The sequence below is a fragment of the Nocardiopsis mangrovi genome (assembly GCF_042653925.1).
GTDB lineage: Bacteria > Actinomycetota > Actinomycetes > Streptosporangiales > Streptosporangiaceae > Nocardiopsis_B > Nocardiopsis_B mangrovi.
Map to the genome: position 1 here is coordinate 96650 of NZ_JBHSFQ010000017.1, position 13445 is coordinate 110094.

General features: G+C 72.0%; 10 protein-coding genes and 2 pseudogenes. 7 read left to right on the forward strand and 5 right to left on the reverse strand.

All coding sequences use genetic code 11. The features are described 5' to 3' along the window. Window positions 1-205 precede the first annotated feature (205 nt). From ACFO4E_RS17770 to ACFO4E_RS17785, 4 genes and pseudogenes are all read left to right on the forward strand, one after another. Entirely contained in the window at window positions 206-1600 is a 1395-nt protein-coding gene (locus ACFO4E_RS17770) for a M20 family metallopeptidase (RefSeq protein WP_378576225.1), read from the forward strand. Window positions 1601-1779: 179 nt separating this feature from the next. Next, window positions 1780-2064, forward strand: a pseudogene (locus ACFO4E_RS17775) (MFS transporter); the annotation flags it as partial. Between the two features lie 257 nt (window positions 2065-2321). Continuing rightward, window positions 2322-3176, forward strand: coding sequence for a tryptophan 2,3-dioxygenase (locus tag ACFO4E_RS17780; protein WP_378576227.1), 855 nt, complete (start codon window positions 2322-2324; stop codon window positions 3174-3176). Window positions 3177-3225: 49 nt separating this feature from the next. Beyond that, window positions 3226-4458, forward strand: a complete 1233-nt coding sequence (locus tag ACFO4E_RS17785; RefSeq protein WP_378576229.1) for a kynureninase — start codon at window positions 3226-3228, stop codon at window positions 4456-4458. A 109-nt stretch (window positions 4459-4567) separates the two neighbouring features. Here ACFO4E_RS17785 and ACFO4E_RS17790 read toward each other — a convergent pair. From ACFO4E_RS17790 to ACFO4E_RS17800, 3 genes and pseudogenes are all read right to left on the reverse strand, one after another. After that, window positions 4568-5767 (reverse strand): annotated as a pseudogene (locus ACFO4E_RS17790) (MinD/ParA family ATP-binding protein); the annotation flags it as partial. Window positions 5768-6285: 518 nt separating this feature from the next. Then, window positions 6286-6624, reverse strand: a complete 339-nt coding sequence (locus ACFO4E_RS17795; protein ID WP_378576230.1) for a histone-like nucleoid-structuring protein Lsr2 — start codon at window positions 6622-6624, stop codon at window positions 6286-6288. 335 nt (window positions 6625-6959) lie between these two features. Beyond that, entirely contained in the window at window positions 6960-7580 is a 621-nt protein-coding gene (locus tag ACFO4E_RS17800; protein ID WP_378576232.1) for a TetR/AcrR family transcriptional regulator, read from the reverse strand. A 112-nt stretch (window positions 7581-7692) separates the two neighbouring features. On the opposite strand from ACFO4E_RS17800, the gene ACFO4E_RS17805 reads away from it, so the two are divergent. Then, complete coding sequence (locus tag ACFO4E_RS17805) at window positions 7693-8289, forward strand: dihydrofolate reductase family protein (RefSeq protein WP_378576234.1); 597 nt, start codon at window positions 7693-7695, stop codon at window positions 8287-8289. 249 nt (window positions 8290-8538) lie between these two features. After that, complete coding sequence (locus ACFO4E_RS17810; protein WP_378576235.1) at window positions 8539-9894, forward strand: MFS transporter; 1356 nt, start codon at window positions 8539-8541, stop codon at window positions 9892-9894. A gap of 101 nt (window positions 9895-9995) precedes the next feature. On the opposite strand, the gene ACFO4E_RS17815 is transcribed toward ACFO4E_RS17810, so the two are convergent. Next, on the reverse strand, window positions 9996-11741 hold the full coding sequence (locus ACFO4E_RS17815) for an L-lactate permease (protein WP_378576237.1): 1746 nt from the start codon (window positions 11739-11741) through the stop codon (window positions 9996-9998). A gap of 206 nt (window positions 11742-11947) precedes the next feature. Next, entirely contained in the window at window positions 11948-12715 is a 768-nt protein-coding gene (locus ACFO4E_RS17820) for a helical backbone metal receptor (protein WP_378576238.1), read from the reverse strand. 531 nt (window positions 12716-13246) lie between these two features. Between ACFO4E_RS17820 and ACFO4E_RS17825 the strand changes: the two genes are divergently transcribed. After that, a complete protein-coding gene (locus ACFO4E_RS17825) occupies window positions 13247-13435 on the forward strand; it encodes a hypothetical protein (RefSeq protein WP_378576240.1) in 189 nt (62 codons plus the stop codon). The last annotated feature ends 10 nt before the right edge of the window (window positions 13436-13445 follow it).

Consider the following 13445-nt stretch of genomic DNA (forward strand, 5'->3'; position numbering starts at 1 on the left):
CTCGGGCCGTCCCCGGCCCGATCGGCACCCCCCGGATGACGGCACCGATGCGGGCCCGGCCCCGCATGGCCGATACCCGCCAAACGACACACGAGGTCGACATGCCTTTTCGGCAACGCCATCGACGAAAATCGGCATTGGTACCCGAGAGGCCCACGGGGTTAGTCTCATGCGGCAAATGTAGCCGCAACCGAGAGCAGCCCCCATGGATCGCAGCAGCGTCATCGCCAAGGCCAGGGAATTCTTCGATTCGGGCCGGTTCTTCGCGGAGCTGTCGGAGCTAGTCGCTCACCCGACCGAGAGTCAACGGCCGGAGCGGAGCGTTGCGCTCACGGCATATCTGACCGACGCGCTCGCCCCCGTGCTCGACGAGCTCGGCTGCTCGGTCGCGATCACCCCGAACCCGGTCGCCGGGGGCGGCCCGTTCCTCCTCGCCACCCGGACCGAGGGGGCGGATCTGCCGACCGTCCTGCTCTACGGCCACGCCGACGTCGTCGACGGCCACGAGGGCCGGTGGAGCGAGGGGCGCGGTCCCTGGAAGCTGACGGCCGACGGCGACCGCTGGTACGGGCGGGGCGCGGCCGACAACAAGGGCCAGCACCTCGTGAACCTCGCCGCGCTGCGCATCGTCCTCGCCGAACGCGGACGGCTCGGCTTCAACCTGAAGGTCCTGATCGAGACGGGCGAGGAGACCGGCTCCCCCGGGCTCGCGGAGTTCGCCCGCGCGCACCGCGAGGAGCTGCGCGCCGACGTGCTCATCGCGTCCGACGGCCCGCGGCTCGACGCGTCGACGCCCACGCTGTTCCTCGGCGCACGCGGCGGCGCCACCATCGAACTGGAGGCAGACCTCCGCCCCTCCGCCTACCACTCGGGCAACTGGGGCGGGCTGCTGCGCAACCCCGCCACCACCCTGGCCGGCGCCATCGGCACCCTCGTCGACGGTCACGGCGCCATCACCTGCCCCGCTCTGCTGCCCGCGGAGCTGCCCGGCCCCGTCCGCGCCGCCCTCGCGGACGTGCGCGTCGCCGGGTCGGCGGGCGATCCCGTACCCGACGCCGGCTGGGGCGACACCACCCTCAGCGCGGCCGAGCGCGTATTCGGCTGGAACACGCTGGAGGTCCTCGCGCTGGACGCCGGCGACGCCGACAACCCGGTCAACGCGATCCCGGGCCGCGCCCGCGCGGTCGTGCAGCTGCGGTTCGTCGTCGGCACGGACCTCGGCGGGCTCGCCGGCGCCCTGCGCGCCCACCTCGACGCCGCCGGGTACCCCATGGTCGACGCGCGGATCACCCAGTCCTTCCCGGCGAGCCGCACCGACCCGGACCACCCGTGGGTCGGCTGGGCGACCACCTCCCTGAAACGCACCGTCGGCGACGGGATCGCCGTGCTCCCCAACATCGGGGGCTCGCTGCCCAACCACGTCTTCACCGGCGTCCTCGGCCTGCCCACCGTCTGGCTGCCGCACTCCTACCCCGGCTGCCTCCAGCACGCCCCCGATGAGCACCTGCACGCGGGGGTCGCCCGGCAGGGCCTGGAGATCGCCGCCGGCCTCTTCCACGACCTGGGCTCCCCCGACACCCACCCGCACCCGTTGCGCTGACGCCCGCCGCCGCGGCCCGCTCCGAGAGCGGCCGCCCGACCCGGGCCGCGCCACCCGGGTGCCCACCGCCCCGTCGCCGACGCGTACGGACCGCCAGACCGGAGAACCCCATGCCGGCCACCCCGCACACCGATTCCGCGCCGCCGCCCGGCGGCCCGGCCCCCGGTGCCCCGAAGGCGATGCGCGCACGGCTCATCGTTGCGGCCACCATCGGCAACACCCTGGAATGGTTCGACATCGCGATCTACGCGCTGTTCGCCATCTACATCGGGCACGCCTTCTTCCCCGCCGACGACCCCGGCGTGGAACTGGTGCAGGCCTTCGGCGTCTTCGGCGTCTCCTACCTCATCCGCCCGCTCGGCGGGCTGGTGCTGGGCTCCTACGCCGACCGCAAGGGGCGCAAGAACGGGCTGGTCCTGACGGTCCGGCTGATGGTGGCCGGCCCGGCCATGATCGCCTTCATGCCCGGCTACGACACCATCGGCCTCGCGGGCCACCGGCCTGTCGTTCAGCCACAACACGACGGTGGCGCTCTTCGGCGGATTCACCCCGACGATCGCCGCCGCACTCGTCGCCTCGACCGGGCAGCAGGTCTCGCCGGGCTACTACCTGTTCGCCGTCTCGTTCGTGAGCATCGCCGCGCTGCTGGGCGCCGTGCGGTGGCGTTCGCTCACCCGACCACCCCCCGCCAACGGACACGACCGCAGGAGAGGAGACGCCCATGGACGTGGAGGCGAACAGCCGGCCGCTGGAGAAGGAGATCGTCACCGACTTCCGCTCGCGCCAGAGCTACGGCTCCTACCTGGAGCTGGACGCGCTACTGGAGTGCCAGAAGCCCGTCAGCAGCCCGGAGCACCACGACGAGATGCTGTTCATCGTCCAGCACCAGACCACGGAGCTCTGGCTCAAGCTGGTCCTGCACGAGACCCTCGCCGCCCGCGCCGCCTTCGCCGACGACGACATGGGCAAGGCGCTCAAGTGCCTCGCGCGCGTCAAGCACATCCAGAAGACCCTGACCGAGCAGTGGTCCGTTCTGGCGACGCTGACCCCCGCCGAGTACGCGGAGTTCCGCGGGTTCCTCGGCAACTCCTCGGGGTTCCAGTCCTACCAGTACCGGGCGGTGGAGTTCCTGCTCGGCAACAAGAACGCGGACATGCTGCGGGTCTTCGACGCCGACCCCGCGGCGCGGGACCTCCTGGGGACGCTGCTCGGCGAGCCGAGCCTGTACGACGCGTTCTGGCGCTGCCTGGCGCGCCGCGGCTACGACGTGCCGGCTTCGGCGCTGGAGCGCGACGTCACCCGGGCCTACGCGGCCAACCCGGAGCTCATCGGCCTCATCGCCCACGTCTACCGCAACTCCGCGGAGAACTGGGCCGCCTACGAGGCGTTCGAGGAGCTCGTCGACCTGGAGGAGAACTTCCGGTTCTGGCGGTTCCGGCACATGCGCACCGTCGCCCGTACGATCGGTGCGAAGACGGGGACCGGCGGCTCCAGCGGGGTCGGGTTCCTGCGCCGCGCCCTCGACCTGACGTTCTTCCCCGAGCTCCTGGAGGTCCGCACGGTGATCGGCACATGACGGCCCACACGGTCCCGGCGCGCACCCCGGAGGAAGGGGCACCGGCATCATGACGTCCGACGCAGAGTTCGCCGCCCGCGCCGCCGAGCTGGACCGCGCCGATCCCCTGCGCGCCCACCGCGACCTGTTCATCGGGGCGGACGACCCCGGCGTGGTCGCCTACCTCGACGGCAACTCCCTCGGGCGCCCCCTCAAGGCGAGCGCCGAGCGCATCGGCGGACTCGTCCGCGACGCCTGGGGATCGCGCCTCATCCGCTCCTGGGACGAGGGGTGGTTCGACCTCCCGCTCACCATCGGCGACCGGCTGGGCGCCGCCGCGCTGGGCGCGGCGCCCGGCCAGACGGTCATCGGCGACTCCACGACCGTGCTGCTGTACAAGCTCGTGCGCGGCGCGGCCGCGCTGCGCCCCGGGCGGACCGAGATCGTCATCGACCGCGACAACTTCCCGACGGACCGCTATGTGGTCGAGGGCGTCGCCGCCGAACTGGGACTGACCCTGCGCTGGATCGAGGCCGCCCCCCGCGGCGGCGTCACTGCGGACGACGTGCGCGCGGCGGTGTCGGAGCGCACAGCGGTCGTGGTGCTGAGCCATGTGGCCTACCGGTCCGGGCACCTGCTCGACGCGCCCGCGATCGCGGCGGCGGTGCACGAGGCGGACGCGCTGCTGCTGCTCGACCTCTGCCACTCGGCCGGGGCGGTGCCGGTCGACCTCGACGGGTGGGGCGTCGACCTCGCGGCCGGATGCACCTACAAGTACCTCAACGGCGGCCCCGGCTCGCCGGCGTTCGGGTACGTGGGCGCCCGGCACCTGGGCGCCTTCCGCCAGCCCATCTGGGGGTGGATGGGCGGCGACGACGCGTTCGCGATGGCCCAGGGGTTCACGCCCGCGCGGGGCGTCCGCCGGCTGATCAGCGGTACGCCCACGGTGCTGGGGATGGCCGCGGTGCAGGACACCGTCGCGCTCATCGAGCAGGTGGGGATGGCGGCGATCCGGGCGAAGTCGGTGGCGCTCACCGGGTTCGCCGTCGAGCTGGCCGACGCGTGGCTGCTGAGGCACGGGGTGGTGCTCGGCTCGCCGGCGGAGGCCGAGCGCCGCGGCGGCCATGTCACGATCGACCACCCGGCGTTCCGGGACATGACGCAGCGCCTGTGGGCGCGCGGGGTCATCCCCGACTTCCGCCCCCCGGAGGGCCTGCGCCTGGGCCTGAGCCCGTTGAGCACCTCCTTCGACGAGGTCCGCATCGGCGTCGCGGCGATCCGCGACGAACTGCGCGGCCTCTGACCGCCAGGGCCGCCCGGAGCCGCAGGACGCGGTCTCCGGCGGCCGGGGGCCGGAGCCGGCCGGGGACGCGTGGTCGCTCCCCCGCCCCGGCCCGCGAGCGGCGGACGGATCAGGCGTGCGCCTCCCCCTGCTCCGACGGCCGCGGGGCCGGCCGGCGGGGGTCGGCGAAGGCGCCGGCGACCGTGGCGGCGAGTTCCAGGTAGGCCTGGCGGGTCGCGGGGGCCAGTTGGTCGAGTTCGACCTCGGCGCCCTCTTCCAGGTGCGGGTCCCACGGGACCCGCACCACGGCGCGGCAGCGGCCCGCGAAGTGCTGCTCCAGGCGCTCGACGTTGACCGCGCTCTTGCCCTTGGTCTGGACCATAGACAGCACCACCACCGCGCGCCGCGCGAGGTGCCCGAAGTCGTGGGCCTCCAGCCAGTCCAGGGTGGCCGAGGCGCTGCGGGCGCCGTCGACCGAGGGGGTGGACACCAGCACGATCTGGTCGGCCAGGCCGAGCACGCCGTTCATGGCCGAGTGCAGCATGCCGGTACCGCAGTCGGTGAGGGTGATGGAGTAGAAGTGCTCCAGCAGCCGCGCGACCTCGCGGTAGTCGGTCTCGCTGAACGCCTCGGACACCGCGGGGTCGCGGTCGGAGGCCAGCACCTCCAGCCGCGACGCGGCCTGGGAGGTGAAGCCGCGGATGTCGGCGTAGCGCCGGATGAGGTCCTTCTCGTTGAGGAGGTCGCGGATGGTGGCCGCGGTCTCCTGGTGGACCTTGTCGGAGAGCGTGCCGCGGTCGGGGTTGGCGTCGACCGCCAGTACGCGGTCGCCCCGCAGCGACGCCAGGGTGGCGCCCAGCGCGACGGTGGTGGTGGTCTTGCCGACCCCGCCCTTGAGGCTGAGCACCGCCACCCGGTGGTGCCCGCCGGCCAGCGGCATCTTCACCGTGGCCACGAGGTCGCGGCGGCGCAGCTCCGCGGGAGACTCCCCCGGGTGCACCAGTCCGAACGTGGCGGCGTGCACCGCCCGCCGCCACCCGCCCGAGGGCGGCTTGCGCTTCGACCGCACCAAGGCGTCGGCCCCCAGGGGCAGCGGGGGCTGCGGGTGCGGATGGCCGCCGCCCGGCCCGACCGGACCGCCCGGCGCGGGCCCGGGCTGCGGGAGGGCCCCGGCCGCGTGGGGCGGCACGAGGTCGGGCAGCGGCTCGGGTTCGCCGGGTTCGTCCAGCGGCTCCACCTGCCGCGGGGCGGGGTCGGCGCTCATGGCCCGTTCGAAGGTCGCGGTCAGGTCGGCCGCGCCTGCGGTGTCGGCCGCGGACGGCTCCGGCCGGTCGTCGTCCCTTGCCCGCGTTGCGCCTTCAGCCATTGACGTCCACTTTCACTCAGGGGGTAACGGAGCGTCGCCCGGTGAGCCCCGGATCCATGGCCGCCGCTGAGCCCGGAGCCCGCGCCACACGGGCCGTATCGCCCGCACGCGTGTGCGTTTCCCCAAACGTACATCTCCGGCACGCGGCGCTCCACGGTGCGACCCGTTTTCCACAGCAGCGCCGCGCGTGTCCGCGGCCTCGGCGAGGCGCGGGCGGAGGCCCCCGGTAATGCCCCGGGGCACCGGGGGATTGCCGCCCCGGGCGCCATGCGGCAATGTCCGCGTTTTCCGGGAAAACGGGAGCGGGACCGGGACCGCGGTTCGCGATTGGGGGCCGCATACGGCATAGGGGTGGCGCGGGCGCAGGGGCCGCGGCCGGGTATCCGCCGCATTAGCGGCACTATCGGTCACCGCGCCGAAAAGAATACGAGGAGGCAGTGGCCCGAAGGCCGCTGCCTCTCTCGGCCGGATCCAGCGGGCCGTCAGCCCTTGCGGGCGTAGAACTCGTCGACGATCGCCTGCGGGATACGCCCGCGCTCGCTGACGTCCTTACCGTGTTCCTTCGCCCACGCGCGGATCTCGGCGCTGCGCTCGCGGTTGGGGGCGGTGCGCTGCTTCGGGCCCCGGGTCCCGCGCCCCGGCCTCGACGGGGCCTTGCGCGCGGCCTGAAGGAAAGGCGCGACCGCCTCGCGCAACTGCTTGGCGTGCACCCCGCTCAAGTCGATCTCATAGTTGATTCCATCGACCGAGAACGACACGGTTTCCTCGGCCTCGCCACCGTCGACATCGTCGACGAGTAGCACCTGAACTTTTTGCGCCATAATGCGGACCTCCTTCTCCTCACGAGAATGCCATGCAGATGCACATTAATCCATAACACTTTGGTGATGGCACGGTGCACACACGGCCCGGCGGCGGTGTTTCATCTCACTGATGCGCGTCGATGCGTGTCGGCGGCGCCGTTCAGGTAAGGCCCTACCCGTGTTCTCCGCATTGCACCGTCCAACGCACCGGAGAATCCCGCCGCCTGCCGCCGTCCGGTAACGCGGCGAGGGGCATCCGTTCATTCGGGAGACGGATCCGGCGGGGAATTCGCGCAGCCGCGCGGAGTCGCCCCGGCGGAGTGCGCGAAGACCCCGCGGGCGGCGCATTCGGGTTAGGCGGGCGGGACGGCGCCGGGGGCGGGGCCCGTGCCGTCGGCGGCGGCCGGCGGGACGAGGCGGTCGACGAGCTCGTCCACGATCGCGTCGGCCTGCTCCTGGGAGAAGACACCGGGCAGGGTGAGCCGCTCGGTGATCAGCCAGTTCAGGGCGAGGTGGAGGGAGACCACCGTCGTGGCGTCGCCCGGGAACCCGGACGCCAGGTGGGAGTCGACGTTGGCGTCGATGTCCGCGCGGATCGCGCGGGTGAGGACGGCGCGCAGTTCGGGGCGGCGGACGGCCTCCAGGCGGAGTTCGAGCAGCGCGAGGTAGCCCGAGCGGAACTCGGTGATCCGGTCGACCATGGCGCGCATGACAGCGGCCATCCGGCGCCGGTCGCGGGGCCCTTCGGGGCCGGGCGGGGCGGCCCCGGGGTCCGCGGCGAGCCGCTCGTAGAAGCGCCCGCCGACCTGGGTGAACAGCTCGTCGCGGTTGGCGAAGTAGTTCGATGCCGTGCCCTTGGGGACGGCCGCCTCGACGTCGACGGCGCGGAAGGTCAGGCCGCGCGCGCCTTCGCGCGCGAGGACTTCGATGGCCGCGTCGAGGAGCGCCGCTCGCCGTTCCGGGTTCTGCCGCATGCCGGTCTCCTGATCATCCGATTGACATCACTACATATGAAGTACTACGTTCAAATCACTTCACACAGAGTACTATGCGCGCCGGAAGGCGGCGCCGCCAGGAGGAACACCGGTGCGAGAACTCGTCTACTACATCGCGACCACCCTCGACGGCTTCATCGCCGGCCCGGAGGGGTCCTTCGACTTCTTCCCCGGCGACGACACCCCCGGCGACGACACCCCCGGCGACGGCCTCAGGGACTTCGCCGACGCCCGCTTCGCCGACACCATCCCCACACACGTCCGCGCCCGCCTGGGCATCGACCCGCCCAGGCAGCGCTTCGACACCGCGGTGATGGGACGCGGCACCTACCAGCCCGCTCTGGACATCGGGGTCGGCAGCCCCTACGCGCACCTGCGCCAATACGTCGTGTCGTCGACCCTCCCACCGATCGCCGATCCCGGGGTGGAGCTGGTCGCCGACGACCCGCTCGGCCTGGTGCGGCGGCTCAAGGCCGAGGAGGGCGGCGACATCTGGCTGGTCGGCGGCGGCACCCTCGCGGGCCGGCTGCTCCCCGAGATCGACGAGATCGCCATGAAGCGCTACCCGGTGGCGATCGGCTCGGGCATCCCGATGATCGCGGGCGGGTTCGGGCCGCACACCTTCGAGGCGGCCGAGCACCGGGCCTTCGACAGCGGGGCCGTGGTCAGCATCTACCGGCGCCGGTGAGCGCGCCCGCGCCGGTCGCCATGGGACCGGCGGCCGCCAGTGGGGCCCCGCGGCGGCGGCCCCACCAGGCTCACAGGCCAAGGATTTACGCATAACCCGTGGTAGATCGGTTATCACCTGTTATGAGGATCTAACTACCCAGAGTCATAATTGCTGGCTGTGGATCCGATTACACATGTCTGCTTTCGGGTAGTTCCACCCCGCTTATGGGATGTGGAAGTGATCGACCCGATAGCGGAAGGGGTGCCCATGGCCGCTGTTGACCGGCAAGATCCCGAACCCAATCGATCGGCGGTCAGACGGGCGATCGCCGCGGCCGCCATCGGTAACTGTACGGAGTGGTTCGATTTCGGGGTCTACGCCTATGTCGCCACCATGGTGGGGGCGGCGTTCTTCCCCGCCGGAGACCCCGCGATCCAGACCCTTTCGGCGTTCGGGGTCTTCGCCGTCTCCTTCCTGCTGCGCCCCCTCGGCAGCCTGTTCTTCGGCCCCCTCGGCGACCGGATCGGCCGGCAGCGTGTCCTCGCCGTCACGATCTTCCTGATGGCCGGGGCCACGTTCGTCATCGGCTGCCTGCCGACCTACGCGCAGATCGGCGTCGCGGCGCCGATCCTCTTCCTGATCGCCCGCATGACCCAGGGGTTCGCCACCGGCGGTGAGTACGGCGGCGCCGCGACCTTCATCGCCGAGTACTCCCCCGACCGCCGACGCGGTTTCCTCGGCAGCTGGCTGGAGTTCGGCACCCTGGCCGGGTTCGCGCTCGGCGCGAGCATCCCCACCGTGCTGACGCTCACCCTCGGTGAGGACGCCATGAACGCGTGGGGCTGGCGGATCCCCTTCCTGATCGCCGGCCCTCTCGGTGCCATCGGTCTGTACCTGCGGAAGAGGCTGGAGGACACCCCGGCGTTCCGCGAGATCAGCGACGAGCGGAAGATCGTCCATTCGCCCCTGCGCTCGCTGGTCCGGCACCACTGGCGGATGCTGCTCATGCTCGTCGGCATCGTGATCGTGCTCAACGTCGGCAACTACGTGCTGCTCACCTACATGGAGACCTACCTCGCCGAGGTGCTCTCGCTACCGCGGACCGTGGCGCTGATGTCGATGGTCGTGGTGATGCTCGCCATGATGGGGATCGTCCTGCCGGTGGGTGCGCTGTCCGACCGCATCGGGCGGAAGCCGCTGCTGGCATCGGCGTGCCTCTCCTACATCGTGCTCGCGGTGCCCGCGTTCCTGCTGATCCAGCAGGGCACGTGGGCGTTCACCATCGCGGGCCTGGCCCTCCTCGCCCTGTGCCAGGTGCAGCTCCTGGGAACCATCCCCTCGGCCCTCCCGGCGCTCTTCCCGACACCGGTGCGCTATGGCGCGTTCTCGATCGGCTACAACATCTCGACGGCGCTGTTCGGCGGCACCGCGCCCTTCATCATCCAGGCGCTGGTGACCGGCACCGGCAACGAGATGTGGCCGGCCTACTACCTGATGGCGGCCGCCGTGATCTCGCTGGGCCCGGTGCTGCTGTCGCCGGAGACCGCGGGGCGTCCGCTCCTCAAGGAGAAGCCCGCGAAGGGCGTCAGCCCCGTCAAGCCGATCAAGCCGACCCCGCCCTGAGGGAACGCGCGGCGTCCCCGCCCGCTGGGAGGACGCGCCTCCCGGCGGCCGGGGACGGCCCCGGCCGCCGCGCCCGCTGCGCGGGCCCGAGCCGGGCGGTGTCAGGGCAGCATCCAGCCCAGGACGTCGGTCGACTGCAGGTACACGAGCAGGCACATGCCCAAGAGCATGATCAGGCCCCACCCGAAGACCTTGCGGAAGAGGTCTCCTTCACGGCCGGCCAGGCCGGTGGCCGCCGCGGCGATCGCCAGGTTCTGCGGCGAGATCATCTTGCCGAGGACGCCGCCGGAGGAGTTGGCGGCGGCCATCAGAACGGGGTCGAGGCCGATGTTCTCCGCCGCCGCCACCTGAAGGGTCCCGAACAGGGCGTTGGCCGAGGTGTCGGAGCCCGTCACCGCGACGCCGATCCAGCCGAGGATCGGCGAGAAGAAGGCGAACAGCGTTCCCGCCCCCGCGATCCAGTGCCCGATCGTGATCGTCTGGCCGGAGAGGTTCATGACGTAGGCGAGCGCCAGGACCGCCGCCACGGTCACGATCGGGGCCGAGAGCTGGCGGAGGGTGTCGGCGTAGGCGCGCAGTGCCGCCGCCGGGCGGAGCCGCAGGATCGCCGCGCTGACCAGGCCCGACAGGAGGAGCAGCGTCCCTCCGGACGCCAGCCAGTCGAACCGGAACGTCGCGGCCGTCGCGGGCTCGCCGCTCAGTGACAGGACGTCGAGCCCGGGCCACGGGAAGACGACGGTCGTGGCGGACAGCAGGTCCCGCAGCGGTCCGAACTGCGCGATCGAGAACACGGCGATGATCACCGCGTAGGGCGCGTAGGCGAGGAGGACGTCGCCGCGGCGCAGCGGGCCCTCGTCGGCGGGATCCCCTGAGGCGCCCGCACCGGACGGGGCACCGGAGCCGGCGGCCGCCGGGGCTCCGGCGGCCGGTGCGCGGCCGGACGCGCCGGCGGCGGGCACGGGCTCCTCCTCGGGCGCCTCCTGCGCGGCGCGCTCCCCGGTGAGCACCATGGCAGGGCGCCACCAGCGCAGCAGGAGGACCGCGGCGCCGGTCCCGGCGAACGCGGCCACGATGTCGGTGAGCTGCACCGACATGTAGTTGGCCGCGGCGAACTGCCCCACGGCGAAGGCGACGCCGACAACGACGGCGGGCAGCCAGGTCTGTTTCAGGCCCCGCCGGCCGTCGACGATGTAGACGAGCACCAGCGGCACGAAGCACGCCAGGATCGGGGTCTGCCGGCCCACCACCGCGCTCAGCTCCTGGAGGGGCAGCGCGGCGATGTTGGACAGCGTGATGATCGGGGTGGCCAGCGCCCCGAAGGCGACCGGCGCGGTGTTGGCGACGAGGGTCACCACCGCCGCCTTCATCGGCCGGAAGCCGAGGCCGATGAGCATGACCGCGGTGATGGCCACCGGCGTGCCGAAACCGGCGAGCGCTTCGAGCAGGCCGCCGAAGCAGAAGGCGATGATCATGGCCTGGATGCGCAGGTCGGGCGAGATGGAGCTGACCGACCTGCGCAGGATCGTGAAGTGGCCGGTGGCGACGGTCATGTTGTAGACCCAGATCGCGTTGACCACGATCCACATGATGGGGAAGAGCCCGAAGGCCGCCCCCTCTGTGGCGGCGAGCGCGGCCTGCGGGACGGGCATCCCGTAGGCGAGGACCGCGACCAGGACCGCGCACGCCAGGGCCCCGAGTCCGGCCCATTGAGCACGCAGCCGCAGGACCCCGAGCAGTAGGAACAGGACGAGCAGGGGGAGGGAGGCCACCAGGGCCGACCAGGCGAGGGAGTCGGCGACGGGGTCGATTTGGGGGCGGTAGGCGGCGAGCTGGTCTGGGGGCACCACGCGGTTCCCTTCGTCGCGGCCACCGGACCGCGGCGCGGCCGGACGGCGCGCGTCGTCAGCGGGCTGCGCACCCGAGCTCAGCCCGCATTCCGTAAAGCGGAATATGCGGTCCGATCAACGAAAGACATTAAAGAACGTGACCGCGATCACGTCAACCCGCGCACATCGGGCCCAGAGGGGGCACCACGGCGCCGGGCGGAACGGGGTCACCCCGGCAACGCGGCGGCCAGGCGCTCCCGGGCCGCCGCGAGCGATGGACCGTACCAGGTGAGGTCGCGGCCCTCGATGAGGACCGTGCGCGTCCGGGGGAACGCCTCTGGACCGTCGGACGCGGAGAACGCGTAGGGCTCGTCCGGCAGCAGGACGGCGTCGGGGGCGCGGGCCGCGATGTCCCGCGGGTCGGCCGCCGGGTAGCGGTCGGCGGCATCGGCGTAGACGTTGACCGCGCCGAGCCGGGCGAGGAGGTCGCCCGCGAAGGTGTCGCGGCCGACCGCCAGCCACGGGTCGCGCCAGATCGGCACGGCCACGCGCACGCCGCGCAACGGGGCGGGCTCGCGCCAGGCGGCCTCCGCCTCGGCGAGCCACGCGGGTTCGGGGCGGGCGCAGGCGACGGTGATCAGCCTGCGCATCGACGCGAACGCCTCCGCCAGGTCGCGCACCACGGTGACCCAGACGGGGATCCCCGCCGCGCGCAGCTCCCGGACGTGCCGCTCCCGGTTCTCCTCCTGGTTGGCGACGACGAGGTCCGGCGCCATCTCGATGATGCGCCGCACGTGCGGGTTCTTGGTGCCGCGGACACGTTCGGCGCGCAAGCCCGGCGGGTGGGTGCACCACCGGGTGCAGCCGGCGACGAGGGCGGGATCCGTGGCGGCCAGCGCCTCGGTGAGCGAGGGGACGAGCGAGACCACGCGTTCGACGCGCGCCGGAAGGCGTACCGGGTGGCCGAGGTCGTCGGGGTGGCTGCGTCGGGTCATGGCGGGGACCTCCCACGCGTAGCAGCGGCCCGTCCCGCCCGGCGCTGCCGGGCGAGCGGGACGGGCCGGCACCGTTGCGGACCGCCCCACGATGCCAGCGGGCGGGCCCCGCCGCAATGGCACGGCGCCGATTCCCGGAGGGCCGCCCGGGGAAGGAATTCCGTGTCGGCAATCACTCTGACGGGCATACACACTTGTATTCAGGCCGAAAAAAGAAGAGACGCAGGAGGGGAATCGAGACGTACATTCAAGATGTTTTAAGGGGATTTTTGCGTATACTTGGACACTCCACACACCCCCTCGCGGCCTGCGGAAACCCAGCCCCACGCGGCAACGCGCGAACATAAGGGATATCGCGGTCACTCCGCATTCGCGTTAAGTGAAACCCAAAACTTGATATATGGGTCCGTGGAGGCTTGTCTCACCTCGCCGGCCTGGCGCATGGTTGTCCCTGGAAGTACACATTCCCGATCACAAGGGGTGATCCGTATGGCCATGTCAGCCACTGCGCTCGCGACCGAAACCGACCGCATGACGATCGACCGTCTCGTGGCGGGCGACGAATTGCTGCAAATGCCGTCGCACGCGGCGCCCCGGGGTGAGGCCAAGCTCCTCCTCGCCCTTCTCGCGCTGCTCTCCACCGACCCCGATGGCGGCGAGCCCATCGAGGACGCCCACGGTGGCGTGGTCCAGAGCCTCGCAATTGCACGGACCTTCTAGAAAGTTCATC

Coding starts and splice junctions, on each gene's coding strand:
- ACFO4E_RS17770 (WP_378576225.1), top strand. CDS start 206: ATGGATCGCAGCAGCGTCATCGCCAAGGCCAGGGAATTCTTCGATTCG.
- ACFO4E_RS17780 (WP_378576227.1), top strand. CDS start 2,322: ATGGACGTGGAGGCGAACAGCCGGCCGCTGGAGAAGGAGATCGTCACC.
- ACFO4E_RS17785 (WP_378576229.1), top strand. CDS start 3,226: ATGACGTCCGACGCAGAGTTCGCCGCCCGCGCCGCCGAGCTGGACCGC.
- ACFO4E_RS17795 (WP_378576230.1), bottom strand. CDS start 6,624: ATGGCGCAAAAAGTTCAGGTGCTACTCGTCGACGATGTCGACGGTGGC.
- ACFO4E_RS17800 (WP_378576232.1), bottom strand. CDS start 7,580: ATGCGGCAGAACCCGGAACGGCGAGCGGCGCTCCTCGACGCGGCCATC.
- ACFO4E_RS17810 (WP_378576235.1), top strand. CDS start 8,539: ATGGCCGCTGTTGACCGGCAAGATCCCGAACCCAATCGATCGGCGGTC.
- ACFO4E_RS17820 (WP_378576238.1), bottom strand. CDS start 12,715: ATGACCCGACGCAGCCACCCCGACGACCTCGGCCACCCGGTACGCCTT.
- ACFO4E_RS17825 (WP_378576240.1), top strand. CDS start 13,247: ATGACGATCGACCGTCTCGTGGCGGGCGACGAATTGCTGCAAATGCCG.